Source organism: Klebsiella sp. 141153 (assembly GCF_032601995.1).
Classification (GTDB): domain Bacteria; phylum Pseudomonadota; class Gammaproteobacteria; order Enterobacterales; family Enterobacteriaceae; genus Klebsiella; species Klebsiella aerogenes.
Genome location: NZ_JAQIRJ010000004.1, coordinates 83,117 through 109,132 on the forward strand (window position 1 = coordinate 83,117; position 26,016 = coordinate 109,132).

Sequence of the window (26,016 nt, forward strand, 5' to 3'; positions counted from 1 at the left end):
CGCTTAGATGATGAAAGAAAGCAGGAAGGTGGCGGCGAGTGCAAGTAAAGAAGCGATAAATGTCGCCGTCGTATAATACTTGAACGTTTCGCTGAGGCTTGCGCCACAGTATTGTTTCACCAGCCAGAACAGGGAATCCGTTACGATCGTGCAGCCAATGGCGCCGGAACCGATGGCAATAGCGATGATCTCCGGACTTACGCCGGGATACAGCGGCAGCATCGGGGCGACGATAGCGGTGGCGCCCATCATGGCCACGGTAGCGGAACCGACGGCGGCGTGAAGGATCAGCGCCACCAGCCAGGCCAGCAGAATCGGATGCATATGCAGATTCGAGAGGATCACCGCCAGGCTATCGGCCAGGCCGCTGGATTTCAAAATCGCGTTGAACGCGCCGCCCGCGCCAATAATCAGCAGAATATTAGCAATCGATCCGAAGCCGTTTTCAGTATGAGTTAGCAGGATGCCCATCCCCATCTGGCGACGAATACCGAGAATGTAATAAGCGACAAAAACGGCAATAAACATCGCGGTGATCGGGTTGCCGATAAATTCCAGCAACATATACAGCGTGCCGCCTTTAGCCATGTTCAATTCAGCGACGGTTTTCACCAGCATCAGCCCAATCGGTAGCAGCACGGTAAATAGCGTAGCGCCGAGCGAGGGCAGCGTCGATTCTTCGCGTACTTCAAGGTTAGAAAACTCGGTCGGCACCGGTTTAAACGGCAGGCGGTTGCCGAGCAGCTTGAGGAACAATGGGCCGCCAACCAGCGAGGCAATCAGGCCCACCAGCAGGCCATAGACGATGACCGTACCGATATCTGCGCCGAGTTTATTCGCCACGAACAGCGCGGCCGGATGCGGCGGCACCACGCAATGCACCGCCATCAGCGCGGTACACAGGGGGATGGCCAGCTTCAGCAGCGAGGTATTGGTTTTTTTGGCAATGGAGAACGCCAGCGGGATTAGCAGCACCACGCCGACTTCAACAAACAGCGTAATACCGCAGATCAGGCCAACCAGCACCATAATTACGTCCGCCGACAACCAGCGACAGCGCTGTAGCGCCAGGCCGATGCGTTCCGCCGCGCCGGAGACTTCCATCATCTTCCCGAGGATGGTACCGAGACCGATCACCGCCGCCAGGAAGCCAAGCGTACCGCCAATACCGCTCTCAATGGCGTTGACCATATCCAGCGGCCCCATGCCCATCATCGCGCCGACGAAAAAGCTCGCCAGCAGGAGCGCCAGAAACGGATGAAACTTCAGTTTGACGATCGTTAAAACGATTAACACGATACTGATAAATAGCGTGCCTACCACCCAGATTTGAGATTCCATACCCCACCTCGCCGTAAATAACGTGTGGTTATTGAACAGAAAAGCGACATAGGCTGACAAACGATAAAAATCGCCTTTCAGGTGATCCAAATTGATGCAAAAGCGTGATTTGGTTCTTAAATAGCCCGTTAAATGTGTATTGGGTCACTTTTATTCATCTTTCAGGCGCGCTCCGGCTGCGTTTTTTTTACACTTACCGGCAAAGAAAAGGCGAGGAATTGTGATGGATGTGATGAAAGAGATAGGCAATCGGCTGCTGAACGGCTGGCAGTTGTCAAAGCTGTACACCTTTGAAGTCGCGGCTCGCCATGAGTCCTTTGCACTGGCGGCGGAAGAGCTGTCGCTGACGCCGAGCGCAGTTAGCCATCGCATCAACCAGCTGGAAGAAGAACTGGGTATTCAGCTATTTATACGTTCTCACCGCAAGGTGGAGCTGACCCGCGAGGGGCGGCGGGTATTCTGGGCGTTGAAATCCTCGCTGGATAGCCTTAACCAGGAGATTCTGGATATTAAAAATCAGGAGCTCTCCGGCACGCTGACGGTGTACTCGCGCCCGTCGATCGCGCAGTGCTGGCTGGTACCGGCGCTGGGCGATTTCACTCGCCGCTATCCGTCCATCTCGCTGACTGTGCTCACCGGCAACGATAACGTCAATCTACAGCGCGCGGGTATCGATCTGGCAATCTATTTTGATGACGCGCCGTCAACACAGCTCAGCCATCATTTTCTGATGGATGAAGCGATCGTGCCGGTATGTACGCCGAAATACGCGCAACAGCAGCAGTTAATCCACAATCCAGGCAATCTGCGCTACTGCACGTTACTCCATGACCGCCAGGCATGGAGCAATGATTCCGGCACCGATGAGTGGTTCAGCTGGGCGCAGCAATTTGCAATTGAATTGCCGCAATCGTCGGGTATCGGCTTCGATCGTTCTGATTTAGCGGTGATTGCGGCGATGAATGACGTCGGGGTAGCGATGGGGCGTAAGCGGTTGGTGCAGAAGCGGTTAGAGAGCGGGGAGCTTATCGCGCCGTTCGGCGACATGACGCTGAAGTGTCACCAGCACTACTATGTGACGACCCTGCCGGGCCGTCAGTGGCCGAAAATCGACGCCTTTATCGAATGGCTGCACAGCCTGACATAGGGTAAAAGCCGCTATCCGGGGGATTTCCCTGCTTGCGCTACGCTTAGCAGGGCTACGGTTCTGCGCAACCCACTGCCGGGGGCCTTCATCAGAACGGTAGCCCGGATAAGGCGTAAGCCGCTATCCGGGGGATTTCCCTGCTTGCGCTACGCTTAGCAGGGCTACGGTTCTACGGAACCCACCGCCGGGGGCCTTCATCAGAACGGTAGCCCGGATAAGGCGTAAGCCGCTATCCGGGGAGCGCCAGCGGCGCTTATACCGGCTGCTGGTGGCTGGTAAAGCGCGAGGCCAGCGGCAGCCAGCACAGCAGAATCAACAGCCCCATTAACATCATTAGCAGGCCGAGGCTGCTTTGCCCCGTTTGCGGCATCATCGCCGACAGCCAGGCCAGCACGCCGGAGCCGATATTCTGCAAGCCGCCAACCAGCGCGCCAGCGGTACCGGCGAGGAACGGAAATGGCTCCATCGCGCCGCTGGTAGCCAGCGGGAACAACATACCCGCGCCGAAGAAGAACAGCGCCGCAGGCACCAATAATGTCCAGACGGTCATAACGCCGAACAGCCCCGGCAACCACATCATAACTCCCGCCAGCAGGCAGCAGATAACCGACTGCCACATCAACGTTGAGAAGCGTTTATTCGGACGGCCAGCGAACCACGCGCCGAAGAACGCCGCCGGGATCGGCAGAATAAACAGAATACTGACCGCCATACTGCTCAGGCCGAGCACCGCGCCCATCAGCACGCCGGAACAGGCTTCGAACACCGCAATCCCGGCCAGCCCGCCCACCAGCATCAACAGGTAACAGTTAAAGGCGCCGGTACCGAACAGCGTTTTGTAACTGGCCAGTAGTTTCGTCCGCGGCGCGCCTTGTGGCCGCGTTTCCGGCATCCATTTCGCCATGCTGAAGGTCACGCCCGCGCACAGCACCAGTAAGAAGGCGTAGCAGGCGCGCCAGTTCCACAGGGTATCGAGGATGCCGCCGAGCAGCGGCGCAATCAGCGGGCTGACCAGTATCCCCATATTTAACAAACTGTTGGCGTGACGTAGCTGCGCGCCTTCATACAGGTCTCGCGGCAGGGTGCGCGCCATGACGCCGCCGACGCCGGTGCCCATCCCCTGCATGGCGCTGGCGGCGATCAACACCGGCAGGCTATGGGTGGTGATGGCAACCAGCGTCGCCAGCATAAAAATAGACATCCCGACGAGGATCACCGGGCGGCGGCCTACGCGGTCAGAGAGCGGGCCGTAGAACAGCTGCGAAATGCCGTACGTCAGGAGGTAGGCCGCCATTACGCTTTGTACCGCCCCTTCACGGACGTTAAGCGATACCGCCATGTCGGCGATAGCCGGAATATAAATGGTCTGCGCCATCTGGCCAACGGCCACCAGCAGTACCAGCATCAACAACAAATTGAAGTTCTTATGCCGTTTCATGTCGATGAATACTTCGTGAGCAATGAGAAATGAAGAATATGTGACTGGCACACCCCTTAAACGATGGAGGAATCTACCACAATAAAATGACAGAACAACTACATAGCACCGATTGTTGGGGAAAATTCAGGCAGGTTTTGTAAACAGGATCGGCAACTAATGTTGCCATTTTAATCTATGAGAGACGCAGCAGGATTGCTCCAGCGGCAATACCACAGGCGGCAACGATGCGCAGCGCTACCACTTGTTCCTTCAGGACGATAAATGCGATCAGCGCGCCGAACAGAATGGAGGTTTCACGCAGCGCGGCGACCACCGCCAGCGGCGCCTGAGTCATCGCCCATAGCGCCAGGCCGTAGGATCCCATGGTGCCGACGCCGCCGAGGATGCCCTTTTTCCAGTGCTGGCGTAAATAACGGCTGGCTTCGCGCCGCCGTGCCGCCATCGCCCAGCACAGCAGGCAGCAACCGTTCATAAAAAAGGTCCACAGGGTATAGCCGAGCGCCGAACCCGCCAGCCGAACCCCGGTGCCATCCACCAGCGTATAGCCCGCGATAAAACAGGCGTTGATCAGCGCCAGCATGATGCCTTTGCGGGAACTGACGCGGCCGTTGAAGGCCATTGCCAGAATCGCCAGACAGATGACGCCAATACCCAACCAGGCCAGCGGCGATAAGCGATCGCCGAGAAATATCACGCTGATAGCCGCGACCAGCAGCGGCGCGGTGCCGCGCATTAGCGGATAGGTCTGGCTCATATCCGACACCTGATAGGTCTTCGCCACCAGTACCGTATACACCACCTGTAATACACATGACGCCACCAGATAGGGGGCGCTGGCCAGCGTCGGCTGTGGCGCGAAGGGGAGCATCACCAGGGCGATCAGCGAGGCCGACCCGCTGACGCTTATCGCAGCGTACATTTTATCGCCGCTGGCTTTGACGATAGCGTTCCAGCTGGCGTGCAGCAGTGCGGCGAACAGCAAAATGCAGAATACGGTGATGGTCATCGCAGGCAAATTCAGCAGTTAAGGTCAGCGGACTGTAACACGCGCCCGCTGCGCCAACCAGCCGCGCTTACAGCGAGCAGAACAGGCGATGCGTAACCCGAGGCTCATCGTATACCGGGCGGAAACCAAAGCGTTCATAAAAGGGCCAGGCCTGCGCCGGGGCATGGGTATTAAGGAAATCGAACCAGGCGCCGGAATGCGTGATGACCGAGACCAGCAGCTGCTGGCCAATTCCCTGGCGGCGATGGCTATCGCGAATATAGAGATGGCGAATGCGCCCGGCCCGCGGCTGCTGGCTGAAGGGGTCGACGTTCAGACCGCAGACCCCAACTAACTGGCCACGGACGAACGCGCCCAGCAGCTTTTCACCAGGGGCGTTAAAGCGGTTTTTGCCGCTTTGCCAGTTTTCCGCCAGCCGACGCAGCATATTGAAGTGCTGTTCAAGGCTTTCGGCGCGTAGCGCGACGAACCCCGGATCATCCGGCGTCGTTGCGGCAATTAATAGCGGTGGCATGGTTCCTCCATCAAGTCATCCCGGAACGCCCGCAGGGCGCCTGCAGGGGGGCGGTTGCCCACCCCCCTCAGGTGCGACTTGAACCTGAATCAGCGGAACTGTTTCAGGACTGCATCAAGTAGTTGCAACACAGCAACCATGAGTTTCAGGATTAAAATAATAATATCCATTCCGCCCATACGCGCGTCTCCTGTGGTTAAGGAGCACAATAAGCTGACGTACCTTTCCGCTGCCTGTTGCCAGCTTATCCCTGTTCTCACAGGGGTTGCGCAGTGATGGCCGCACGGGCCGGACACGACGCATTGTTGACGTAACACAGTGTGCTCTCTCGGGGTTAAGGCACTGACGGCACCACCCGTTTCAGCCAGGACTTCGTTGCGCCGGTCAAACTTGCGGCCCCCGAATGGCACAAAGTGAACACATCCAGTATAGATAAATACTGTATGTATGAACAGTATTTTTTGGACAAATTCGCATCCGCCATCCATACTCTATGACAGAGAAATTTCGACCTTAAATTGCGCGAATTGCAGCGATCGCGTATACTTTTGTCGTTGACGTAATACAGTGTGCTTGCGGCTACCACCCGTAAAAATGCTGATAAAAACCTCGCTCCGGCGGGGTTTTTTGTTTTCTGCCGCTGATGTCGCGAATTGTGATCTTTCGCGCAAATTCTCGTGGATGAAAATAAATCCATTGTGAAAACGCAAAACCTGTGTTTGTATAAATTCAGCTTATTTTTTGACACAACAGGTCCCTAATGAACGCTGCCATGATGATTTCGACCCTACTAAAAACCGCGCCTGCCGCGGTGGTCGTCGTGTCTGTGGTGGTCGTCGTCGGCAATGCGCCGTAGGGTCCGGAACAACACGAATTCCAAACCCCGCCGGCGCAAACCGAGCGGGGTTTTTTGTTGGCGAGCCCCCCGGTAAAGTCGGCCCAGAATAAAAGGACTGGAGCATGGCAAGTTCGGGCACCACATCAAACACAATGCGCTTTACCGGCGCGCAGCTGGTTGTTCATTTACTGGAACGCCAGGGTATCACTATGGTCAGCGGCATTCCGGGCGGCTCCATCCTGCCCATCTACGATGCCTTGAGCCAAAGCACGCAGATCCGCCACATTCTGGCGCGCCACGAGCAGGGGGCGGGTTTTATCGCTCAGGGGATGGCGCGTACCGAAGGTAAACCCGCGGTCTGCATGGCCTGTAGCGGCCCGGGCGCCACCAACCTGATTACCGCCATCGCCGATGCCCGCCTCGATTCTATTCCGCTGGTCTGCATCACCGGCCAGGTTCCGGCCTCAATGATTGGCACCGATGCCTTCCAGGAAGTCGATACCTACGGCATTTCTATCCCCATCACCAAGCATAACTACCTGGTGCGCGACATCGCCGAGCTGCCGCAGGTGATGAGCGACGCCTTCCGTATTGCCCAGTCCGGGCGCCCCGGGCCGGTGTGGATAGATATTCCTAAGGACGTACAGTCGGCGACGATTGAACTGGAAACGCTGCCTGAGCCAGGCGAGCGCGCCCCGGCCCCGGCATTCGCGCCTGAAAGCGTGCGTGAAGCGGCGGCAATGATCAACGCGGCGAAACGCCCGGTACTGTATCTGGGCGGCGGCGTGATTAACGCGCCGCAGCCGATTCGGGAACTGGCGGAAAAAGCCAACCTGCCGACCACCATGACCTTAATGGCGCTGGGTATGCTGCCGAAGGCACATCCGTTGTCGCTGGGCATGCTGGGGATGCACGGCGCGCGCAGCACTAACTTTATTCTGCAAGAGGCTGATTTACTGATTGTTTTAGGTGCACGTTTTGATGACCGGGCGATTGGCAAGACCGAGCAGTTCTGCCCGAACGCGAAGATTATTCACGTCGATATCGACCGCTCGGAGCTGGGCAAAATTAAGCAACCGCACGTAGCGATTCAGGGCGATGTGGCGGAGGTCTTAGCCCAGCTTATTCCGCAGATTGAAGCGCAGCCGCGTGATGAGTGGCGCCAGCTGGTGGCTGATTTACAAAGAGAATTCCCCTGCGCCATCCCGCAGGAAAGCGATCCGCTCTCCCATTACGGCCTGATTAACGCCGTGGCCGCCTGCGTTGATGATGAGGCGATCATCACCACCGACGTTGGCCAGCATCAGATGTGGACGGCGCAGGCCTATCCGCTCAACCGTCCGCGCCAGTGGCTGACTTCCGGCGGTCTCGGTACCATGGGCTTCGGCCTGCCGGCGGCCATCGGCGCGGCGCTGGCCAATCCACAGCGTAAGGTTATTTGCTTTTCTGGCGACGGCAGCCTGATGATGAATATTCAGGAGATGGCCACCGCTGCCGAAAATCAGCTGGATGTAAAAATCATCCTGATGAACAACGAAGCGCTGGGGCTGGTGCATCAGCAGCAGAGCCTGTTCTATCAACAGGGCGTCTTCGCCGCGACCTATCCGGGGATGATTAACTTTATGCAGATCGCTGCCGGTTTTGGTCTGCAAACCTGTGATTTAAATAACGAAGCAGATCCGCAGGCGGCGCTGCAGGCGATTATCGACCGCCCAGGTCCGGCGCTGATCCACGTGCGTATCGACGCGCAGCAGAAAGTGTATCCGATGGTACCGCCGGGTGCGGCCAATACTGAGATGGTGGGGGAATAAGCCATGCAAAAGCAACACGATAACGTCATTCTGGAACTCACCGTCCGCAACCACCCTGGCGTCATGACCCACGTCTGCGGGCTATTTGCCCGCCGCGCGTTTAACGTTGAAGGCATTCTCTGCTTGCCGATCCAGGGCAGCGAGCACAGCCGCATCTGGCTGCTGGTAAATGATGACCAGCGGCTGGGGCAGATGATTAGCCAGATTGAAAAGCTGGAAGATGTCACCAACGTGGCGCGTAACCAGTCCGATCCCACCATGTTTAACAAAATTGCGGTGTTCTTCGAATAACGCTCAAGGCTTGAACAGCTACGCGCTTACCGCTAAGGTAAGCGCCTTTGCCGGATAGCGCTGCGCTTATCCGGCCTACAGGGAGTGAATCCGTAGGCCGGATAAGGCGTTTACGCCGCCATCCGGCGCTTTCAGGCACCAGGAAACACCATGACTACCATCGCCCTTATTGACGATCATTTGATTGTCCGCTCCGGTTTTGCTCAGCTGCTGGGGCTGGAAGCTGATTTTCAGGTTGTCGCTGAATTCGGCTGTGGACGGGAGGCGCTGGCGGGGCTACCGGGGCGCGGTATACAGGTCTGTATCTGCGATATCTCAATGCCGGATATTTCCGGGCTGGAGCTGCTAAGCCAATTGCCTAAGGGGATGGCGACCATCATGCTGTCGGTGCACGATAGCCCAGCGCTGATCGAGCAGGCGCTGAACGCCGGCGCGCGCGGCTTCCTGTCGAAACGCTGCAGTCCGGATGAACTTATCGCCGCGGTCCGCACGGTGGCGGCGGGCGGTTGCTATCTCACGCCGGATATCGCCATGAAGCTGGCTGCAGGGCGCCAGGATCCGCTCACCAAACGTGAACGCCAGGTGGCGGAAAAGCTGGCGCAGGGCATGGCGGTGAAAGAGATCGCCGCCGAGCTTGGCCTATCGCCGAAAACCGTTCACGTTCACCGCGCCAACCTGCTGGAAAAACTGGGCGTCAGTAACGACGTTGAGCTGGCGCGCCGCATGTTCGATAGCTGGCAATGAAGGCCGTCGTCTCACGATTGCTGTCGGTGATCGGCTGCGCCTTTATCTTCTCAGCCGCCTGGTTCTGCCTGTGGAGCATCAGTCTGCATCTGGTGGAACGCGCGGACCTGGCGGTGCTGCTGTTTCCCTTTGGCCTGCGTTTAGGGCTGATGCTGCAGTGCCCGCGTGGCTACTGGCCGGTGCTGCTGGGAGCCGAGTGGCTGCTTATCTTCTGGCTGGCGCAGGAAGTGGCGCTGGCGCACCCGATAATATTGATGACCGGAAGTCTGCTGACCCTGCTGCCGGTAGCGTTGATTTCACGCTATCGCCATCAGCGCGACTGGCTGACATTGTTGCGACAGGGCGGGGCGCTGATCGCCGCCTCGCTGCTGCAATCGCTGCCGTGGTTGGCGCAAGGGAGCGAAGGATTGACCGCGCTGTTGTTGACGTTGACCGGCGGCCTGACGCTGGCGCCGACCTGCCTGGTTATCTGGCACTATCTTACCAGCACCGTCTGGCGGCCGCTGGGACCGTCGCTGGTGTCGCAGCCGGTTAACTGGCGTGGCCGACATCTGATCTGGTACCTGCTGCTCTTTACCGTCAGCCTGTGGCTACAGCTCGGATTGCCCGCCGAACTCTCCCGCTTTACCCCTTTTTGTCTGGCGCTGCCGATTATCGCTCTCGCCTGGCACTACGGCTGGCAAGGGGCGCTGATCGCCACCCTGATGAACGCCATTGCGCTGATTGCCAGCCAAACCTGGCACGATCACCCGGTTGATTTATTGCTTTCACTGCTAGCCCAGAGCCTGACCGGACTGCTGCTGGGAGCAGGGATCCAGCGATTGCGCGAGCTTAACCTGTCGCTACAGAACGAGCTGGCGCGTAATCGGCGGCTGGCGGAACGCCTGCTGGAAACGGAAGAGAGCGTGCGGCGCGACGTGGCGCGCGAGCTCCACGATGATATTGGCCAGACTATCACGGCAATTCGCACCCAGGCGGGGATCGTGCAGCGTCTGGCGCCACACAACGGTAGCGTACGGCAGAGCGGTCAGTTGATAGAACAGCTGTCGCTGGGGGTTTACGACTCTGTGCGAAGACTGCTTGGTCGTCTGCGTCCGCGCCAGCTTGACGATCTGCCGCTTGAACAGGCGATACGTTCGTTGATGCGCGAAATGGAACTGGAAGACCGCGGCATCGTCAGCCATCTCGAATGGCGGATTAACGAGCCGGGGCTTAGCGAAAACCAGCGCGTGACGCTGTTTCGCGTTTGCCAGGAGGGACTGAATAATATCGTCAAGCACGCCAGCGCCAGCGCCGTCACCCTCCAGGGCTGGCAGCAGGATGGGCGATTGATGTTGGTGCTGGAGGATGACGGCTGCGGCCTGCCGCCGGGGTCGAATCTGCAGGGGTTCGGCCTGACCGGCATGCGTGAGCGCGTGACCGCGCTGGGCGGTACGTTAACTATCTCCTGTACACACGGTACCCGCGTGTGCGTCAATTTACCGCTGCGTTACGTCTGAAAGGAGCGCCGATGTTTGCCTTTTTAAAAGCGCCGCCGGACGCCGCGCCAATTAGCGATAAACGCGAGCTGGACGAGCGTTATCGTTACTGGCGTCGACATATTCTGCTCACTATCTGGCTTGGTTACGCGCTATTTTATTTCACCCGCAAAAGCTTTAATGCCGCAGTACCTGAAATTCTTGCCAGCAATGTGCTGACCCGCAGCGATATCGGCCTGCTGGCCACGCTGTTTTACATCACTTACGGACTGTCGAAATTTTTCTCCGGTATCGTCAGCGACCGCTCCGACGCCCGCTATTTTATGGGGCTGGGACTCATTGCCACCGGGGTGGTGAATATTCTGTTCGGTTTTTCCACCTCGCTGTGGGCTTTCGCGCTGCTGTGGGCGCTGAATGCCTTCTTCCAGGGCTGGGGATCGCCGGTGTGCGCCCGGCTGCTGACGGCCTGGTATTCGCGGACCGAACGCGGCGGCTGGTGGGCGCTGTGGAATACCGCGCATAACGTCGGCGGCGCGCTGATCCCGATGGTGGTGGGGGCGGCGGCGCTGCATTACGGCTGGCGTGCGGGGATGACGATTGCCGGCTGTCTGGCGATCCTCGCCGGACTGTATCTGTGCTGGCGGCTGCGCGATCGCCCGCAGGCGGTGGGGTTACCCGCCGTAGGCGACTGGCGTCACGATGCGCTGGAAATCGCCCAGCAGCAGGAAGGCGCTGGGCTGACGCGCAAAGAGATCCTGACCCGCTACGTATTGGCCAATCCCTATATCTGGCTGCTGTCGCTGTGCTATGTGCTGGTGTACGTGGTGCGGGCGGCGATTAACGACTGGGGCAATCTGTATATGTCGGAGACGCTCGGCGTCGATCTGGTGACCGCTAACTCGGCGGTCACCATGTTTGAGCTGGGCGGTTTTATCGGCGCGCTGGTGGCGGGGTGGGGCTCGGATAAGCTGTTTAACGGCAATCGCGGGCCGATGAACCTGATTTTCGCCGCCGGAATTTTGCTGTCGGTTGGCGGGTTGTGGCTGATGCCGTTCGCCAGCTATGTCATGCAGGCGGCCTGCTTCTTCACCACCGGGTTCTTCGTTTTCGGCCCGCAGATGCTGATCGGCATGGCGGCGGCGGAATGTTCGCATAAAGAAGCCGCCGGGGCGGCGACCGGGTTTGTCGGCCTGTTCGCTTATCTTGGCGCCTCGCTTTCCGGCTGGCCGCTGGCGCAGGTGATGGATATCTGGCACTGGACCGGATTCTTCGTGGTGATTGCGATTGCCGCCGGCATTTCCGCGCTGCTGCTGCTGCCGTTTTTAAACGCGCAGGCGCCGCGTACCGCCAGCGAAGCGTGATGTAGCTCACCCTTTCGCCGCGAACGGGGCAAAACTAAGAAATTTTCCCGGTTTCACCTGGACGCCGTCTCAGGCCAGACGGCGCGCTGGTTTTTACAATGCCTGGTTATTACGCAGGCATAAAAAATCAGCTCAGGAGATACCCATGCTGGCCTTTCTGAATCAGGTGCGCAAGCCGACCCTGGATCTGCCGCTCGACGTGCGGCGCAAAATGTGGTTCAAACCTTTCATGCAGTCCTATCTGGTGGTCTTCATCGGCTACCTGACCATGTATCTGATCCGCAAGAACTTTAACATCGCGCAGAACGACATGATCTCCACCTACGGGTTGAGCATGACGCAACTGGGGATGATTGGCCTGGGCTTTTCCATTACCTACGGCGTGGGCAAGACGCTGGTCTCTTATTATGCCGACGGTAAAAACACCAAGCAGTTCCTGCCGTTTATGCTGATCCTCTCCGCTATCTGTATGCTGGGCTTTAGCGCCAGCATGGGGGCGGGTTCAACCAGCCTGTTCCTGATGATCGCCTTCTATGCGCTGAGCGGTTTCTTCCAGAGCACCGGCGGCTCGTGCAGCTATTCCACCATCACCAAGTGGACGCCCAGACGCAAACGCGGCACCTTCCTCGGCTTCTGGAATATCTCCCACAACCTCGGCGGCGCGGGCGCGGCGGGCGTGGCGCTGTTTGGCGCCAACTATCTGTTCGACGGCCATGTGATAGGCATGTTTATCTTCCCGTCGATTATTGCGCTGATCGTTGGCTTTATTGGCCTGCGCTACGGTAGCGACTCTCCGGAATCCTACGGCCTCGGCACGGCGGAAGAGCTGTTTGGCGAAGCGATCAGCGAAGAGGACAAAGAGACTGAAGAAAATGCGATGACCAAGTGGCAGATCTTTGTTGAGTACGTGCTGAAAAACAAAGTGATCTGGCTGCTGTGTTTCTCCAACATCTTCCTCTACGTGGTGCGTATCGGTATCGATCAGTGGTCCACCGTGTATGCCTTCCAGGAGCTGAAGCTGTCTAAAGAGGTGGCGATTCAGGGCTTTACCCTATTTGAAGTCGGCGCGCTGGTTGGCACGCTACTGTGGGGCTGGTTGTCGGACTTGGCCAACGGCCGCCGCGCGCTGGTAGCCTGCGTCGCGCTGGCGTTGATTATCGCCACTCTCGGGGTTTACCAACATGCCAGCAACCAGTACGTCTATCTGGCCTCGTTGTTTGCGCTGGGCTTCCTGGTGTTTGGTCCGCAGCTGTTAATTGGCGTCGCCGCCGTCGGCTTTGTGCCGAAAAAAGCGATCGGCGCCGCCGATGGAATCAAGGGCACCTTCGCCTATCTGATCGGCGATAGCTTCGCCAAACTGGGGCTCGGGATGATCGCCGACGGCACGCCGGTCTTCGGCCTGACCGGCTGGGCCGGCACCTTTGCGGCGCTGGACGCCGCCGCCATCGGCTGTATCTGCCTGATGGCCATCGTGGCTATCTTCGAAGAGCGTAAAATTCGCCGCGAGAAAAAGAATCGAGTTTTGCAGACTGCCTGATTCACCAGGTATTTGGTAACCTTGCCCGGCCATTGCGCCGGGCTTTTTTATAGGGTTTTCTGGGCGGCAAACGCATTAAATTAGTCGGCGATTTTTTCATATTCTTCTAACGATGACGCGGTAGATTTTTTAAGCATCGCCTCCGGCCATTCGACTTTGCGCCCGTAAATACCCACGTTAGGATTGACGGTCATATCTAACATCTCGTCTTTGAAATCCATATAGTGGTTAACCCAAGCCCAGAGTTTATAGTTATTAAAATATTCAGACTCAATAATAGTTTTTTCTGAAATAAGCGTAAATGTGTCGGCAATGTTTTCATTTTGATAAACATGGCAGCAAATACACGACCTTTGCTGATAAAAATCATAATAGCCTTTTATAGAATCCCAGGAGAATTCTTTGTATTCTGGCCGGGTCCGTTTATAGAATGGAAAGCGGGTTCTGGCTTTATAGTTGCGGTTCGGTCTTTGGAGCAGTACAAAAAAAACGTATTCGCAAATATAAACTTTTCCTGTTTTTCGATTAAAACGAATTGGGTAATGTCGTGGCGAAAAGAAGCAGTAATTTACTGCAAATGAGGAGAAATAAGCTATGGTCAATATAATAATGACGCCAAAGTGGATAGTGAGTGTTAGCAGGAGTTCACTTTTCTCTTGCCAAAAAAAAGCCGCGTAACTTTTGAAATCGAAAATCATATAGTATAAAAACATAATGATTCCCAAACATGATAAAATAACCAAAGGTAATAGCATAATGATATAGAGAATGTTCATCCCATAAAATGAAGAGTGATTGCGAGTGATTTCACAATAGTCATCATTAACATAGGATAATTTCCCCGCATGCGTTAACTTATTTGTATCACCTGGAGTCTCTGCGATAAGGTTTTTAAGTTCCGTATCGGTAATTTGCTTTGCTAAATAATGGTTCTGGATCGGGAGCATATGCATTCCTTTGCCTATTGACTATGATACCGTTTCGGTGATTTTTTCATATTCATCTAATGATGACGCCGTAGATTTCTTAAGCATCACCTCAGGCCATTCGACTTTGCGCCCGTAAATACCCACGTTAGGATTGACGGTCATATCTAATATCTCGTCTTTGAAATCCATATAGCTACTGATCCACAGCCATAGTTTATAGTTATTCAACAGCATTGTTTCTGTTCCCATATCACCCGTAGTGAGTGTAAAGGAGTCAACGATGCTGTTGTTTTCATATACATGACAGTTAAGTCGCGCGTTATTATTCGAAAACTGACAAATTCCTTTAATATCGCTCCAGGCAAATTCTTTGTATTCAGGTTTTGTCTTTTTATAGAAAGGATGGTGGAAGAAAAATGTATAGGGCTGAGTATGAAATAAATCATGGAGAATATACTCATAAACATAAACTTTCCCAGTTTTGCGATTAAAACGGATTGGATAATGCCTGGGGGCGAAAACTGAGTAATTTATCAGTGCTGCTAAAGGAAAGGCCAGTGCGAATAATACTAATATTGTAAAATGTAAAATCAGTGTCACTTGTTGTTTGTTTGGGTCGGCCCAGAATGAGTCAATATACCATTCAAAATCAAAAGCTGCTTCATATAAAAACGCAATGACCCCAAGAAATATCAATATAACCATTGGTAAGAACAATGCAATGCACAGAATATTCATGCCATAAAATGATGTGTAGTTACGAGTTATTTCGCAATAATCATCATTTACACAGGAGAGTTTACCCGCGTGCGTGAGTTTATCTGTATTACTTCTCGTCTCGGCATTGAGTCTGGCAAGGCCATCGTCATCTATATGTTTTGCTAAATAGGTGTGTTGCATAATATGCATTCCGTTGCTTGATAAGGGTAGTGAATCCATAAAAGGATAACATGCTTAATTATTACAGTGCAAAAATAGCAATTCATAGATTAAGCTAATTACATTAATGCGAATATTTGTTTTTAATATATTGTTTCTTTATGTCAGTATGATTGATTAATTTGTTAAAACTATAAAGTAACGCGATAAGTCACATTATGGTTCGTCCGGCAGTCGACAGCAGGCAAATTCCCATTATGATAGTGAGGCTGCGATTGGATGAGAGGATGCATGATCTGGATAGGACTGGCCACCCTGATAGTGGTATTTGTTGTGGGATTTCGGGTGCTTACCTCTGATTCACGCCGCGCGATTCGTCGCCTGAGCGAACGCCTTGGCATTACGCCTGTTCCGTTGGAATCGATGATCGATCAGCTGGGAAAAACCGCCGGTAATGAGTATTTGCGTTACCTGGAGCGGCCGAATGAAGCACATCTGCAGAATGCCGCGCAGGTGCTGCTCATCTGGCAGGTGGCGATTGTCGACGCCAGCGAAAAAAACCTGCATTACTGGTATCGCCTGATGCAAAAAGCGCGATTAGCGGCGCCGATTACCGACGCGCAGATCCGCCTGGCGCAAGGTTTTCTGCGCGAGCTGGACCCGGATGTGAGCGATTTACATAACCTACAGCAGCGCTATAACGACCTGTTTCTCCCGGAAGACGGCGTGCACTGGCTGCACTGATCTCATTGTTATCCGGCCTGTGGTTCATCGCTTTTGTGTGCCGGATGGCGGCTGCGCCTTATCCGGCCTACGGTTTACGCACTCGTCACTTGTAGGCCGGATAAGCGTAAGCGCCATCCGGCAGAATGACGAGGCCTGTATTCTCAGGCTACGCTTTTGTATTACGTTATGAAAAGCGAGAAGAGTTGCGAAAACGTTAAGTACGTCACATACAAAATGTTACACTGCGCAGCTTTCCGCCACTTTCTTCGCAGGTCACTCATGAGTCATTCAAATGAAACCAAACCCCATGCACGCGATCTCGCGCGGCCAAACTGGTCGGCGGTCTTCGCGGTTGCTTTCTGCGTCGCCTGCCTGATTACCGTCGAGTTTTTGCCGGTCAGCCTGTTAACGCCGATGGCGCTGGATTTAGGCATCTCCGAAGGGATGGCCGGGCAGTCGGTGACGACGACGGCATTCGTCGCGATGTTTTCCAGTCTGTTTATCACCACGGTTATCGGCAAAACCGATCGCCGCTACGTGGTTATCCTGTTTTCGCTGCTGCTGACGCTATCCTGCCTGCTGGTATCGTTTGCCGATAGCTTCACCCTGCTGCTGCTGGGACGCGCCTGTCTGGGCCTGGCGCTCGGCGGTTTCTGGGCGATGTCGGCATCGCTGACCATGCGTCTGGTGCCGATGCGCGTGGTGCCGAAAGCGCTATCGATTATCTTCGGCGCGGTATCAATCGCGCTGGTGATCGCCGCCCCGTTGGGCAGTTTCCTTGGCGGGCTTATCGGCTGGCGCAACGTCTTTAACGGCGCGGCGGTGATGGGCGTGCTGTGTACGCTCTGGGTGCTGAAAGCGCTGCCGTCGCTGCCGGGTGAATCGGCGGCTCAGCAGCAAAATATGTTTGGTCTGCTGAAGCGTCCGGGGGTGATGGCCGGGATGTGCGCCATTTTCATGGCCTTTGCCGGACAGTTCGCCTTCTTTACCTATATTCGCCCGGTTTACATGACCCTCGCCGGTTTTGACGTCGACGGTCTGACGCTGGTGCTGCTGAGCTTTGGTATCGCCAGCTTTATCGGCACCTCGCTCTCCTCGGTGGTGCTGAAGCGCTCGGTCAAAGCGGCGCTGGCGATTTCGCCGCTGGTGCTGACCGCCTGCGCGGCGGCGCTGGTACTGTGGGGAGAAAGCAAAATCGTCGCCTCGACGGTGGCGATTATCTGGGGCTTCGCGTTTGCGCTGATCCCGGTGGGGTGGTCAACGTGGATCACCCGTTCGCTCTCCGATCAGGCGGAAAAAGCCGGGTCGATTCAGGTGGCGGTGATCCAGCTTGCCAACACCTGCGGCGCCGCGGTCGGCGGTGTTGCGCTCGACCACTTAGGGCTGCTGTCGCCGTTGGTGTTGTCAGGAATATTAATGCTGTTTACCGGACTGCTGGTGACGACCAAAGTGAAGGTGAATTAACCCGCTTACGGCCGTTCGCCTTTTGCCAGCCGGGCGTTGATGTCGGCAATCACTTCCGGCAGATCCGCCAGGGTATCAACCACATAGTGAGCCCCGGCGGCATACAGTTTGCCTGCCGCCCGCTCGCGACGGGTGGCGATTTCCTCTTTCGACATCGCCTGGTACTCCTCCCAGGTAGCGCCGAATTCGTTACCGGACACCGCCAGGCCGACGCTCCACATCCCGGCATGTAACCCTTCGCTGATGCCCGGTGCGGCGTCGTCGACCTTCACGCAGTGGGCCACATCGTCTATGCCCAGGGTAATCACGTTCTGCAGCGCCATCCACGGGCCAGGACGACCGCCGACGGCAAGATCATCGGTGGCGACCCAGTGGTCCGGGGCGTAGCCCTGGGCGGCGGCGGCCGGTACCAGCTTTTCCATCACCGGGCGCGGATAACCCGAGCAGGAGCCAATCTTCAGACCCTCGGCGCGCAGCGCGGCGAGGGTGTCGACAACGCCGGCAATCGGTGCGGAAAAATCGACAACCTTAGCGATTTGTAGCGGCATAAACGCGGCATAGATCGCATCGATATCGGCGGCAGTCATCGCGCGGCCAAATTTGGCCTGCCAGCGGCTATCGACAGCAGGGAGTTTGCCCAGCGCCTCAATGTGCTGCCACTTGCCAAGCCCCATTGGCACGCGGGCCTCTTCAAGGGTGATCTCAATATCGAAGGCCTGGCGGAAGGCCTCGACGAAAATTTGCGTCGGGGCGAAAGAGCCGAAGTCTACGGTGGTGCCTGCCCAGTCAAGGATCAGTGCGCTAATACGGTTCATGGCGGTTCCTTATTGTTTCCAGTACATGGCGTTGTCGATAGCCGCCAGCAGGGCGGTGATATCGGCGTCGTAGACTTCGCCAATGTTGCCGATGCGGAAGCAGTCGCTTTGCGATACTTTGCCCGGATAGATAACGAAGCCCTGATCTTTCAGCTTCTGGTAGAAGGTGTGAAAGCGGTACTGCGGCGCATCCGGTGAATAAAAGGCGGTAATAATCGGCGAGTGCAGGCTATCGTCGAGCAGCGGCCGGAAGCCGAGCGCGCGCATTCCGGCGACCAGCCGGCGCTGGTTGTTGCGGTAGCGCCGATGGCGAGCGCTGACGCCGCCTTCCTGGGCCAGCTCTTTCAGCGCCTGGGCGAAGGCCAGCACGGTATGGGTCGGCGAGGTGAAGCGCCACTTACCGTGGTTATCTTCCATGCAGCGCCACTGGGCGTACAGATCCAGAGACAGCGAGCGCGAACGGCCTTTGCAGGCGGCAAGCTCTGCTTCGCGGGCAATCACGAAGGCAAAGCCCGGCACGCCCTGAATACATTTGTTGGCGGAGCTTATCAGGTAATCAATATTCAGCGCGGCGATATCCAACGGAATGCCGCCAAAGCTGCTCATCGCATCGACGATATAGCGTTTATCGTACCGTTTCGCCAGTTCGGCCACCTCGTCGATCGGATTCAGCATGCCGGTGGTGGTTTCGCTATGTACCATCGCGATATGGGTGATCGCCGGGTCGTTCTGCAGGATCTGTTCGATCGCCGCCGTATCAGGGCGTGCGACTTCGCCGCAGTCGTAAGGGTGGCAGGCGATACCCATCAGTTGTGCCATCTCAATCATACGCGCGCCATAGGCGCCATTGCTGACGATCAGCACTTTGCCCTGTTCGCCGATGACGCTGCCGAGTACCGCTTCGACCGCGTAGCTGCCGCTGCCCTGCAGCAGAACCGCCGTGTAACCGTCGGCCGGGGTAGCCAACTGCACCAGCTGCTGGCGAATGGTCTGTACCACGCCGAGATTGTAATCATCATCCCAGGTGCAGCTATCGAACAACATCGCCTCTTTCACCGTACGGGAGGTGGTTAACGGGCCGGGGGTCAGCAGCAGGTAGTTCCGTGAAGTCATTTATCTCACCATTTGGTCTATACCAGATTTATATTTATCATGGAGACAAAGCCGGGGCAGGGTCAAAGGAAATGTGGCGCTGCAACAAAAAATTCATCTGGCTATGTATAATGAGCGCACGAAAAGTGGCAGTGAGTAAACATGAAATCACCCTCTGGCGAGATGCCGCAATACCTGATGATTAAGGCGCAGCTGCAGGCGCGTATTCAAAACGGCGCCCTCAAAAGCGGCGACAAGCTGCCTTCCGAGCGCGAGCTGTGCGCGCTGTTCAACACGACCCGGATTACGGTGCGTGAGAGCCTGGCGCAGCTGGAGGCCAGCGGCGTGATTTACCGCGCCGACCGCCGCGGCTGGTTTGTGACGCCGGAGCGTCTGTGGTTGGATCCGACGCAAAATACCAACTTCCACAAGCTGTGTCTCGAGCAGGGGCGCGAACCGAAAACGGTGCTGCTTGAAGGACGCTTAACCGCCGTGCCGTTGGACGTGATGGCCCCGCTGGCGCTGCAGCCCTTCGATCAGGTTTACCTGCTGACGCGTCTGCGCTATGCCGACGGCCGGCCGGTGTGCTACTGCGAAAACCACTGCCTGCCCGCGCGGGTGCCTGAGCTGCTGCGCCACGATCTCAACGGCAGTCTGACCGAGATTTATCAAACTCAGTACGACCTGATCTATACCAGTATGCATTTGTCGTTTTATCCCACCTCAATGCCGCCGCAGGCCGCAGAGGCGTTGGGGGTGATGGAAGGGCGCCCGGCGCTGCTGTTGCGCCGGCTGAATTACGATCAACACGGGCGTATTCTCGATTACGATATTGAATACTGGCGGCATGACAGCCTGCGGATCGAAGTCGATACCCATTGATTTTATTGGTTAAATTTTTTGATCTCCCCGGGGCGCTAGCGCGTGCCGGGGCTATGCACTTCCCCTCGTTTTAACTCTTTCGACACACTTCTTTCATCGTTTTGTCATAAACCCCCGGTAGCGTGAAGGCAAATCTGGTCTACACCAGAATAACTGACTATCCGATGAGGCTTATACGATGAAACTCTCCCGACTTGCTCTGCTGTCCCTGTTCGCGCTGACCAGCTCTCCGGTTTGGGCAGACGGCGTCGTCACGGTTTACTCCGCCGACGGCCTGCATGACGGCGATAACAGCTGGTATCAGAGCCAGTTCGCCGCCTTCACCAAAGCGACGGGCATCAAAGTGCAGTATGTGGAAGGCGGCTCCGGCGCGATCGTTGAACGTCTGGCGAAGGAGCGTACCAATCCACAGGCTGATGTGCTGGTCACGGTGCCGCCGTTTATCCAGCGCGCCGCGAAAGAGCAATTGCTGGCAACCTTTACCCCGCAAGGTAGCGCGCAGATCCCCGGCGCTAACGACCGCTACGCGCCGCTGGTGAACAACTATCTGACCTTTATCTATAACGGCCAGTTGCTGAAAAGCGCGCCGGCCAGCTGGCAGGATCTGCTGGATAGCCGCTACAAGAACAAGTTGCAGTACTCCACGCCGGGGCAGGCGGGCGACGGTACCGCGGTGATGCTGCAGGCGTTCCACAGCCTCGGCGATAAAGACGCCGGTTTTGCGTATCTGGGTAAGCTACAGGCCAATAATGTCGGCCCGTCGGCCTCGACCGGCAAGCTGACGGCGCTGGTCAACAAAGGCGAGCTGTACGTCGCCAACGGCGATTTGCAGATGAACCTGTCGCAGATGGCGCGTAACCCGAACGTTAAAATTTTCTGGCCGGCGGATGATAAAGGCGAGCGCAGCGCGCTGGCGCTGCCCTACACCATCGGGTTGGTACAGAACGGACCGAACAGCGAAAACGGCAAGAAGCTGATCAATTTCCTGCTGGATAAACCGGCGCAATCCAGCGTCAGCGCGCTCTCCTGGGGCCTGCCGGTACGCAGCGATGTGGCGCCGGATGACGCTAACTTTAAGGCGGCGAAAGCGGCGCTCGACGGCGTGAAGAGCTGGGAGCCGAACTGGGATGATGTCGCGGTATCGCTGTCGGCTGACATTGCCCGCTGGCATAAAGTGACTGATAGCGAGTAAGCCTGATGTTGATGAAAACCACCGTCACTCCTTCCCCGTCGCTGGCGGGGACTTCCGGGATCACCCTGGACTCGCTGCGCGTTTCATACCACGGCAACGTGGTCTTAAAACCGCTGTCATTGACCATTGAACCCGGTGAGGTACTGGCGCTGATAGGCCCTTCCGGTTCCGGGAAAACCACGGTGCTGCGGGCGATCGCCGGTTTTGTGCAACCGGCTGGCGGTCGGATTGTGATCGGCGATACTGACGTCACCCAGCTGCCGCCGTATCAACGCGGGCTGGCGATGGTGGTGCAGAACTACGCGCTGTTTCCGCATATGAAGGTAGAAGATAACGTCGCCTTCGGCCTGCGGGCGCAAAAGCAGCCCAGGGCGCTTATCGCCGAGCGGGTGGCTGAAGCCTTAAAAATCGTCGGTATGGCGGATTACGCCACCCGCTACCCGCATCAGCTTTCCGGCGGCCAGCAGCAGCGCGTCGCGATAGCCCGCGCGATTGCCGTGCGTCCTCGGGTACTGTTGCTTGATGAACCGCTGTCGGCGCTGGATGCGCAAATTCGTCATAACATGGTGGAAGAGATTGCCCGTCTGCATCGCGAACTGCCGGAACTGACCATTCTCTACGTCACCCACGATCAGACCGAAGCGCTGACTCTGGCGGATAAAATCGGCATCATGAAAGACGGTTCGCTGATTGCCCACGGTGAAACGCACGAGCTGTACCACTATCCGCCGAACCGCTTTAGCGCCGAATTCCTCGGCCGCGCCAATATTCTGCAGGCGACGGCGCTGAAGGACAGCACCGAGCCGGGGCTGGTTAGCGTGAGCTGCGGCAGCGGCCTGATTAACGCCTTCAGCCGGGGCGGCCTGCATGGCAACAACAAGCTGTTATGCATTCGCCCGCAGCACATGAGCCTGACGCCGCGTTCAGCGATGAGTAATCGTCTCAACGCCACCCTGACCTCGATACACTGGCAGGGCGATCTGACGCATCTGCTGTGCGACGTCGCCGGCGAAGCGGTGCGGATCGTCATGACCCACGTGAACCCACTGCCGCGCGCGGGGGACAAGCTGGCGCTCTACTTCGAACCTGGCGATGCGGTTCTGATCGAGGTGCAATAATGGCGCAAACCCTAACGCTCGCGCGTCCGGCGCGAAACTTACGCCCTTACCTGTGGCTGGCGTTGCCGCTGCTGGTGCTGGCGACGCTATTTTTCTATCCGCTACTGCTGATCGCCGAACAGGCATTACGTGACGCCAGCGGCAATCTAAGCCTCGAAACTTTCTGGCAGGTGATTGACTCAAAACGCTTTATTGGCGCGCTGCTCAATACCTTACAGATTGCGGTGTTCGCTACCCTTGGCTGCCTGGTACTCGGCAGCGTGCTGGCGCTGATTCTGGTGTTTATTCCGTTCCCCGGTAGCCAACTGGTGAGCCGGGTCATTGATACGTTTATCGCGCTGCCGACCTTCCTGATTACCCTCGCATTCACCTTTATTTACGGCTCGGCGGGGCTGCTCAACGGCACCCTGATGTCGTTGTTTGCTTTTGAGCTGCCGCCGGTGGACTTTCTCTATTCGATCAACGGCGTGATTCTGGCGGAGATCACCGTCTTTACGCCGCTGGTGATGCGCCCGCTGATGGCGGGACTGCGGCAAATAGATAAGAGCCAGCTGGAAGCGGCGAGTATTCTCGGCGCCCATCCGCTACGGGTGATTACCCAGGTTATCTTCCCGGCGGCGCTACCGGCGCTGATGGCGGGCGGCAGCCTGTGCCTGCTGTTGACGACCAACGAGTTTGGCATCGTGCTGTTTATTGGTGCCAAAGGAGTTAATACCCTGCCGATGATGGTCTACAGCAAGGCGATTCTGGAGTCGGATTACAGCGTGGCTTGCATGATTGCGCTGATTAATATTCTGCTGTCGCTGGGGCTGTTTATGCTCTATCGGCTGGCGGCGGCGCGCACTGGCGTAAGGAGTTAACGATGTTGATTTGGTCGCGTAAAGGCCGCGCGACGGCGGGCGCGCTGGCGGTGACGCTATTTGCCGGCGTTTTCCTGCTGCCGCTGGCGGTGATTTTACTCTCCAGCCTGAGTAAACAATGGAACGGCCTGCTGCCCACCGGCTTTACCTTTGCCCACTTTGTTAACGCCTTTCGCGGCGCGGCGTGGGATTCGCTGTTTTCGAGCCTGATGGTGGGCTTCTGCGCCAGCCTGTTGGCGCTGCTGTGTGGGATGTGGGCGGCGCTGGCGCTGCGCCAGTATGGCGCGACGCTACAGAAATATCTTGGCCTGGCGTTTTATCTGCCCAGCGCTATCCCCTCGGTTTCCGTCGGGCTGGGCATTCTGGTGGCATTTAGTCAGGGACCGCTGCAGATGAACGGTACTTTTTGGATCGTCCTGGCGGCGCACTTTGTACTGATTTCCGCCTTTACCTTCAGCAACGTAACGACCGGGCTGGCGCGGATTTCCGCCGATATTGAAAACGTCGCCTCAAGCCTGGGCGCTTCGCCGTGGTATCGCCTGCGCCATGTGACGCTGCCGCTGATGACGCCGTGGATGATTTCAGCGCTGGCGCTGAGCCTATCGCTGTCGATGGGAGAGCTAGGGGCAACGGTGATGATCTATCCGCCGGGCTGGACGACGCTGCCGGTGGCCATTTTCAGCCTCACCGATCGCGGTAATATCGCCGATGGCTCGGCGCTGACCATTGTGCTGGTGGGCGTCACGCTGCTGTTGATGATGAAGCTTGAGCGCATCGCCCGCCGATTAAGCCAGAGATAATTTGTACCCGGAGCTGTAGCCCGGCTCAGCGTAGCGCCAGCCGGGAATCGGATTGCCTCAGCGCTGTAGCCCCGGTAAGCGGCAGCGCCACCGGGGATTTTGAGGCCGCCAACAGCGGCAGTTTCAGCCAGCATGGTGAATAAATTAAAGGCAGGCCGCACGGACCGTAGGCCGGATAAGGCATTTATGCCGCCATCCGGCATAAATGCGGACACAGGTTATTGCCTCAGAACCATGCCTCAAACATGCCGCCGATGTTTAACGAATCCAGCCGCTCGTCGCTGGTGTCGTTGACCTTCGCGGTGTGCTCGTTATCCACCTGGCCGCCGGTAACATAGAAGCGCAGCATCGGGCGGAACTCGGGCCCCATGCCGATGGCGATGTTCTGCGACAGCGTCAGCTTCCAGCCGTGGTTATCCCCGCCCTGGTCGTAGTCAACGCGCTGGTAGCCCGCTTCCAGCCACGTCGAGTGCACGTCGTTCCAGAAGTACATTGGCCGGACGATCGCGCCGTAGTTTTTACGGTTATCGGTATTGTCCTTGCCGTTGTCGTAATCGTGGAAGGCCAGCAGATACTCGATCTGCGCCTGCTGGGTGAACTTATGGCTGCCCTCGAAGCTGGCGTAGACCGTGGTCAGGTCATCGGTCTTGTTGTAGACGCTGTTATCCGAGTTGTCGGAGTAGCGCAGAATAACTTTGTTCACCCCGCTGTCGTTGCTATGGCTCAGTACCAGCCCGCCCTGCCAGGCATCGAGGCGCGCGTCGCTGTCCACCGCTTTTGAGTCAAAGCCGTAGTTGGCATATACCTCGACGTCGATCGGCCCGGCCTTGATGTTGTGGGTTTTGGTGGTCAACGCGTAGTGGCCGTTGTCGCCGGTATCGGAGCTGCCGGTACAGGTGATGCGCGACGGGTTGGTCTCGTCGGCCATCACTTCCGGGCTACAGGATTTCACCTGCGACACCGTCGCCACGTCGAACTGCACGCCGCCGATATCGAAGTTCTTCACCCCGGCGCCCTGGCCGTCGTGGTTCATCCAGAAGTAGTCGTTGATCCCCTGTTGCGGGCGCTGGTGGAAGTCGCGGCCGGCCCAGATATAGGCGTTGGGGTTAGATTCGAGGACGTTGGTGACGCCGACGTAGGCTTTTTTCAGGTTAACCTCGTCGCTCCAGTGGTCAAACATGACGTTGAGATCCCAGATGGCCCCCTGCGCGCTTTTGAACGCTTTGCTGATCTGGAATTCGCCGCCGTTGCTTTCATTACCGAGACGGCCGATCGCCGAGGCGCCGTTATAGGAGCCGTCGACGCCGACATATTTCTGGTCGCCGGTCTGGAAGTGGGCGCCATAGCGGGCGTAACCGCTAAATTTCAGGCCGAAAGGGATCGCCAGATCCGGCGAAGCCGCGGTGGTTTGCGGGTTGGTCATCACGTCGACTTTTTTATTGGCCGCCGCGTCAATTTTGGCCTGGCGGTCGGCCAGCGCTTTATCGACGGCTTTCGCGACGATGGCGTCGATCTGCTCCTGGGTAAACTCCTGCGCCAGTACGGAAATTGGGCACAGCGCGGCGATAACCGCCATGGCCAATGGCAGCTTTTTAACTGTATTCATGGTTATCTCACTTTAATAATTAATATATGCAGACAATAACCGCCCCATTCTGGTTAAAATAAAAATAACCAAAATAAGCTGATTTGTTTTTTTCAGGGTACAGCTACGCCGGAGAATAAATATCTTATTCTCAGTGGCGAAATT

The 26,016-nt window shown here is 56.7% G+C and carries 25 protein-coding genes and 1 pseudogene; 15 read left to right on the forward strand and 11 right to left on the reverse strand.

Annotated features, from left to right (window positions below; translation table 11 throughout):
• Nucleotides 1-3: 3 nt before the first annotated feature.
• A complete protein-coding gene (gene dsdX / locus PGS10_RS08930; protein ID WP_316422744.1) occupies nt 4-1,341 on the reverse strand; it encodes a D-serine transporter DsdX in 1,338 nt (445 codons plus the stop codon).
• A 223-nt stretch (nt 1,342-1,564) separates the two neighbouring features.
• Here dsdX and dsdC point away from each other — a divergent pair, with 223 nt between their 5' ends.
• Entirely contained in the window at nt 1,565-2,488 is a 924-nt protein-coding gene (dsdC, locus tag PGS10_RS08935; protein ID WP_047065749.1) for a DNA-binding transcriptional regulator DsdC, read from the forward strand.
• Between the two features lie 253 nt (nt 2,489-2,741).
• Here dsdC and emrD read toward each other — a convergent pair whose 3' ends face one another.
• The 5 genes and pseudogenes from emrD to PGS10_RS08960 form a co-directional block, all read right to left on the reverse strand.
• Nucleotides 2,742-3,926, reverse strand: a complete 1,185-nt coding sequence (gene emrD / locus PGS10_RS08940; RefSeq protein WP_047044642.1) for a multidrug efflux MFS transporter EmrD — start codon at nt 3,924-3,926, stop codon at nt 2,742-2,744.
• Between the two features lie 175 nt (nt 3,927-4,101).
• Nucleotides 4,102-4,935 carry a DMT family transporter gene (locus PGS10_RS08945; protein ID WP_063416238.1) on the reverse strand — a complete coding sequence of 278 codons (834 nt, stop codon included), beginning with the start codon at nt 4,933-4,935 and terminating at the stop codon, nt 4,102-4,104.
• A 67-nt stretch (nt 4,936-5,002) separates the two neighbouring features.
• Entirely contained in the window at nt 5,003-5,449 is a 447-nt protein-coding gene (locus PGS10_RS08950; protein WP_045397801.1) for a GNAT family N-acetyltransferase, read from the reverse strand.
• An 89-nt stretch (nt 5,450-5,538) separates the two neighbouring features.
• Nucleotides 5,539-5,658, reverse strand: a complete 120-nt coding sequence (gene tisB / locus PGS10_RS08955) for a type I toxin-antitoxin system toxin TisB (protein ID WP_004145059.1) — start codon at nt 5,656-5,658, stop codon at nt 5,539-5,541.
• A gap of 370 nt (nt 5,659-6,028) precedes the next feature.
• Nucleotides 6,029-6,197 (reverse strand): annotated as a pseudogene (locus PGS10_RS08960) (hypothetical protein).
• A gap of 12 nt (nt 6,198-6,209) precedes the next feature.
• On the opposite strand from PGS10_RS08960, the gene ivbL reads away from it, so the two are divergent.
• From ivbL to uhpT, 7 genes are all read left to right on the forward strand, one after another.
• Complete coding sequence (gene ivbL / locus PGS10_RS08965) at nt 6,210-6,305, forward strand: ilvB operon leader peptide IvbL (protein ID WP_316422746.1); 96 nt, start codon at nt 6,210-6,212, stop codon at nt 6,303-6,305.
• 104 nt (nt 6,306-6,409) lie between these two features.
• Nucleotides 6,410-8,098, forward strand: a complete 1,689-nt coding sequence (gene ilvB, locus PGS10_RS08970; RefSeq protein WP_047044651.1) for an acetolactate synthase large subunit — start codon at nt 6,410-6,412, stop codon at nt 8,096-8,098.
• A 3-nt stretch (nt 8,099-8,101) separates the two neighbouring features.
• Nucleotides 8,102-8,389, forward strand: coding sequence for an acetolactate synthase small subunit (ilvN, locus tag PGS10_RS08975; RefSeq protein ID WP_016162014.1), 288 nt, complete (start codon nt 8,102-8,104; stop codon nt 8,387-8,389).
• 150 nt (nt 8,390-8,539) lie between these two features.
• The gene (gene uhpA, locus PGS10_RS08980) at nt 8,540-9,133 is read left to right on the forward strand and encodes a transcriptional regulator UhpA (protein WP_047078173.1); all 594 of its coding nucleotides are present in this window, start codon (nt 8,540-8,542) and stop codon (nt 9,131-9,133) included.
• Between the two features lie 17 nt (nt 9,134-9,150).
• On the forward strand, nt 9,151-10,632 hold the full coding sequence (gene uhpB, locus PGS10_RS08985; protein WP_316422865.1) for a signal transduction histidine-protein kinase/phosphatase UhpB: 1,482 nt from the start codon (nt 9,151-9,153) through the stop codon (nt 10,630-10,632).
• Between the two features lie 11 nt (nt 10,633-10,643).
• Complete coding sequence (locus PGS10_RS08990; protein WP_045397811.1) at nt 10,644-11,972, forward strand: MFS transporter; 1,329 nt, start codon at nt 10,644-10,646, stop codon at nt 11,970-11,972.
• 145 nt (nt 11,973-12,117) lie between these two features.
• Nucleotides 12,118-13,509: a hexose-6-phosphate:phosphate antiporter gene (uhpT, locus tag PGS10_RS08995; RefSeq protein ID WP_015369067.1), complete on the forward strand. Its 1,392-nt coding sequence runs from the start codon at nt 12,118-12,120 to the stop codon at nt 13,507-13,509.
• A gap of 80 nt (nt 13,510-13,589) precedes the next feature.
• Here uhpT and PGS10_RS09000 read toward each other — a convergent pair whose 3' ends face one another.
• Nucleotides 13,590-14,456: a DUF6708 domain-containing protein gene (locus PGS10_RS09000; protein WP_052766192.1), complete on the reverse strand. Its 867-nt coding sequence runs from the start codon at nt 14,454-14,456 to the stop codon at nt 13,590-13,592.
• Between the two features lie 21 nt (nt 14,457-14,477).
• Entirely contained in the window at nt 14,478-15,338 is an 861-nt protein-coding gene (locus PGS10_RS09005) for a DUF6708 domain-containing protein (RefSeq protein ID WP_052766193.1), read from the reverse strand.
• A gap of 270 nt (nt 15,339-15,608) precedes the next feature.
• Between PGS10_RS09005 and PGS10_RS09010 the strand changes: the two genes are divergently transcribed.
• Both PGS10_RS09010 and nepI read left to right on the forward strand, forming a co-directional pair.
• A complete protein-coding gene (locus PGS10_RS09010) occupies nt 15,609-16,061 on the forward strand; it encodes a DUF1198 domain-containing protein (RefSeq protein ID WP_047078176.1) in 453 nt (150 codons plus the stop codon).
• Between the two features lie 261 nt (nt 16,062-16,322).
• Complete coding sequence (nepI, locus tag PGS10_RS09015) at nt 16,323-17,507, forward strand: purine ribonucleoside efflux pump NepI (protein WP_015369069.1); 1,185 nt, start codon at nt 16,323-16,325, stop codon at nt 17,505-17,507.
• Nucleotides 17,508-17,512: 5 nt separating this feature from the next.
• On the opposite strand, the gene phnX is transcribed toward nepI, so the two are convergent.
• Together phnX and phnW are read right to left on the reverse strand one after the other, a co-directional pair.
• Nucleotides 17,513-18,322 (reverse strand): phosphonoacetaldehyde hydrolase, encoded by an 810-nt coding sequence (phnX, locus tag PGS10_RS09020; RefSeq protein ID WP_025713848.1) that lies wholly within the window; start codon nt 18,320-18,322, stop codon nt 17,513-17,515.
• Nucleotides 18,323-18,331: 9 nt separating this feature from the next.
• Entirely contained in the window at nt 18,332-19,435 is a 1,104-nt protein-coding gene (gene phnW / locus PGS10_RS09025) for a 2-aminoethylphosphonate--pyruvate transaminase (protein WP_047078177.1), read from the reverse strand.
• 141 nt (nt 19,436-19,576) lie between these two features.
• Between phnW and phnR the strand changes: the two genes are divergently transcribed.
• From phnR to phnV, 5 genes are all read left to right on the forward strand, one after another.
• Nucleotides 19,577-20,296, forward strand: a complete 720-nt coding sequence (gene phnR, locus PGS10_RS09030; RefSeq protein ID WP_015369072.1) for a phosphonate utilization transcriptional regulator PhnR — start codon at nt 19,577-19,579, stop codon at nt 20,294-20,296.
• A 178-nt stretch (nt 20,297-20,474) separates the two neighbouring features.
• On the forward strand, nt 20,475-21,488 hold the full coding sequence (phnS, locus tag PGS10_RS09035) for a 2-aminoethylphosphonate ABC transporter substrate-binding protein (RefSeq protein WP_047078178.1): 1,014 nt from the start codon (nt 20,475-20,477) through the stop codon (nt 21,486-21,488).
• Between the two features lie 5 nt (nt 21,489-21,493).
• Complete coding sequence (gene phnT, locus PGS10_RS09040; RefSeq protein WP_047078179.1) at nt 21,494-22,606, forward strand: 2-aminoethylphosphonate ABC transport system ATP-binding subunit PhnT; 1,113 nt, start codon at nt 21,494-21,496, stop codon at nt 22,604-22,606.
• The gene (gene phnU, locus PGS10_RS09045) at nt 22,606-23,466 is read left to right on the forward strand and encodes a 2-aminoethylphosphonate ABC transporter permease subunit (protein WP_047044680.1); all 861 of its coding nucleotides are present in this window, start codon (nt 22,606-22,608) and stop codon (nt 23,464-23,466) included. Before phnT ends, phnU begins: the two co-directional genes overlap by 1 nt.
• Nucleotides 23,467-23,468: 2 nt before the next feature.
• Nucleotides 23,469-24,266 (forward strand): 2-aminoethylphosphonate ABC transport system, membrane component PhnV, encoded by a 798-nt coding sequence (gene phnV, locus PGS10_RS09050; RefSeq protein WP_316422747.1) that lies wholly within the window; start codon nt 23,469-23,471, stop codon nt 24,264-24,266.
• Between the two features lie 226 nt (nt 24,267-24,492).
• Here the strand turns inward: phnV and PGS10_RS09055 are convergent, their stop codons facing one another.
• A complete protein-coding gene (locus PGS10_RS09055) occupies nt 24,493-25,872 on the reverse strand; it encodes a carbohydrate porin (protein WP_165430615.1) in 1,380 nt (459 codons plus the stop codon).
• Nucleotides 25,873-26,016: the final 144 nt, after the last annotated feature.

Bases quoted from the DNA above. Each gene is read 5' to 3' on its own strand.
- PGS10_RS08990 (WP_045397811.1), top strand. From the start codon at position 10,644: ATGTTTGCCTTTTTAAAAGCGCCGCCGGACGCCGCGCCAATTAGCGAT.
- dsdC (WP_047065749.1), top strand. From the start codon at position 1,565: ATGGATGTGATGAAAGAGATAGGCAATCGGCTGCTGAACGGCTGGCAG.
- PGS10_RS08945 (WP_063416238.1), bottom strand. From the start codon at position 4,935: ATGACCATCACCGTATTCTGCATTTTGCTGTTCGCCGCACTGCTGCAC.
- phnS (WP_047078178.1), top strand. From the start codon at position 20,475: ATGAAACTCTCCCGACTTGCTCTGCTGTCCCTGTTCGCGCTGACCAGC.
- PGS10_RS09000 (WP_052766192.1), bottom strand. From the start codon at position 14,456: ATGCTCCCGATCCAGAACCATTATTTAGCAAAGCAAATTACCGATACG.
- ilvB (WP_047044651.1), top strand. From the start codon at position 6,410: ATGGCAAGTTCGGGCACCACATCAAACACAATGCGCTTTACCGGCGCG.
- dsdX (WP_316422744.1), bottom strand. From the start codon at position 1,341: ATGGAATCTCAAATCTGGGTGGTAGGCACGCTATTTATCAGTATCGTG.
- PGS10_RS09010 (WP_047078176.1), top strand. From the start codon at position 15,609: ATGATCTGGATAGGACTGGCCACCCTGATAGTGGTATTTGTTGTGGGA.
- phnV (WP_316422747.1), top strand. From the start codon at position 23,469: ATGTTGATTTGGTCGCGTAAAGGCCGCGCGACGGCGGGCGCGCTGGCG.
- uhpT (WP_015369067.1), top strand. From the start codon at position 12,118: ATGCTGGCCTTTCTGAATCAGGTGCGCAAGCCGACCCTGGATCTGCCG.
- phnX (WP_025713848.1), bottom strand. From the start codon at position 18,322: ATGAACCGTATTAGCGCACTGATCCTTGACTGGGCAGGCACCACCGTA.
- ilvN (WP_016162014.1), top strand. From the start codon at position 8,102: ATGCAAAAGCAACACGATAACGTCATTCTGGAACTCACCGTCCGCAAC.
- PGS10_RS09005 (WP_052766193.1), bottom strand. From the start codon at position 15,338: ATGCAACACACCTATTTAGCAAAACATATAGATGACGATGGCCTTGCC.
- phnT (WP_047078179.1), top strand. From the start codon at position 21,494: ATGTTGATGAAAACCACCGTCACTCCTTCCCCGTCGCTGGCGGGGACT.
- PGS10_RS08950 (WP_045397801.1), bottom strand. From the start codon at position 5,449: ATGCCACCGCTATTAATTGCCGCAACGACGCCGGATGATCCGGGGTTC.
- uhpA (WP_047078173.1), top strand. From the start codon at position 8,540: ATGACTACCATCGCCCTTATTGACGATCATTTGATTGTCCGCTCCGGT.
- phnW (WP_047078177.1), bottom strand. From the start codon at position 19,435: ATGACTTCACGGAACTACCTGCTGCTGACCCCCGGCCCGTTAACCACC.
- emrD (WP_047044642.1), bottom strand. From the start codon at position 3,926: ATGAAACGGCATAAGAACTTCAATTTGTTGTTGATGCTGGTACTGCTG.
- PGS10_RS09055 (WP_165430615.1), bottom strand. From the start codon at position 25,872: ATGAATACAGTTAAAAAGCTGCCATTGGCCATGGCGGTTATCGCCGCG.
- phnU (WP_047044680.1), top strand. From the start codon at position 22,606: ATGGCGCAAACCCTAACGCTCGCGCGTCCGGCGCGAAACTTACGCCCT.
- nepI (WP_015369069.1), top strand. From the start codon at position 16,323: ATGAGTCATTCAAATGAAACCAAACCCCATGCACGCGATCTCGCGCGG.
- ivbL (WP_316422746.1), top strand. From the start codon at position 6,210: ATGAACGCTGCCATGATGATTTCGACCCTACTAAAAACCGCGCCTGCC.
- phnR (WP_015369072.1), top strand. From the start codon at position 19,577: ATGAAATCACCCTCTGGCGAGATGCCGCAATACCTGATGATTAAGGCG.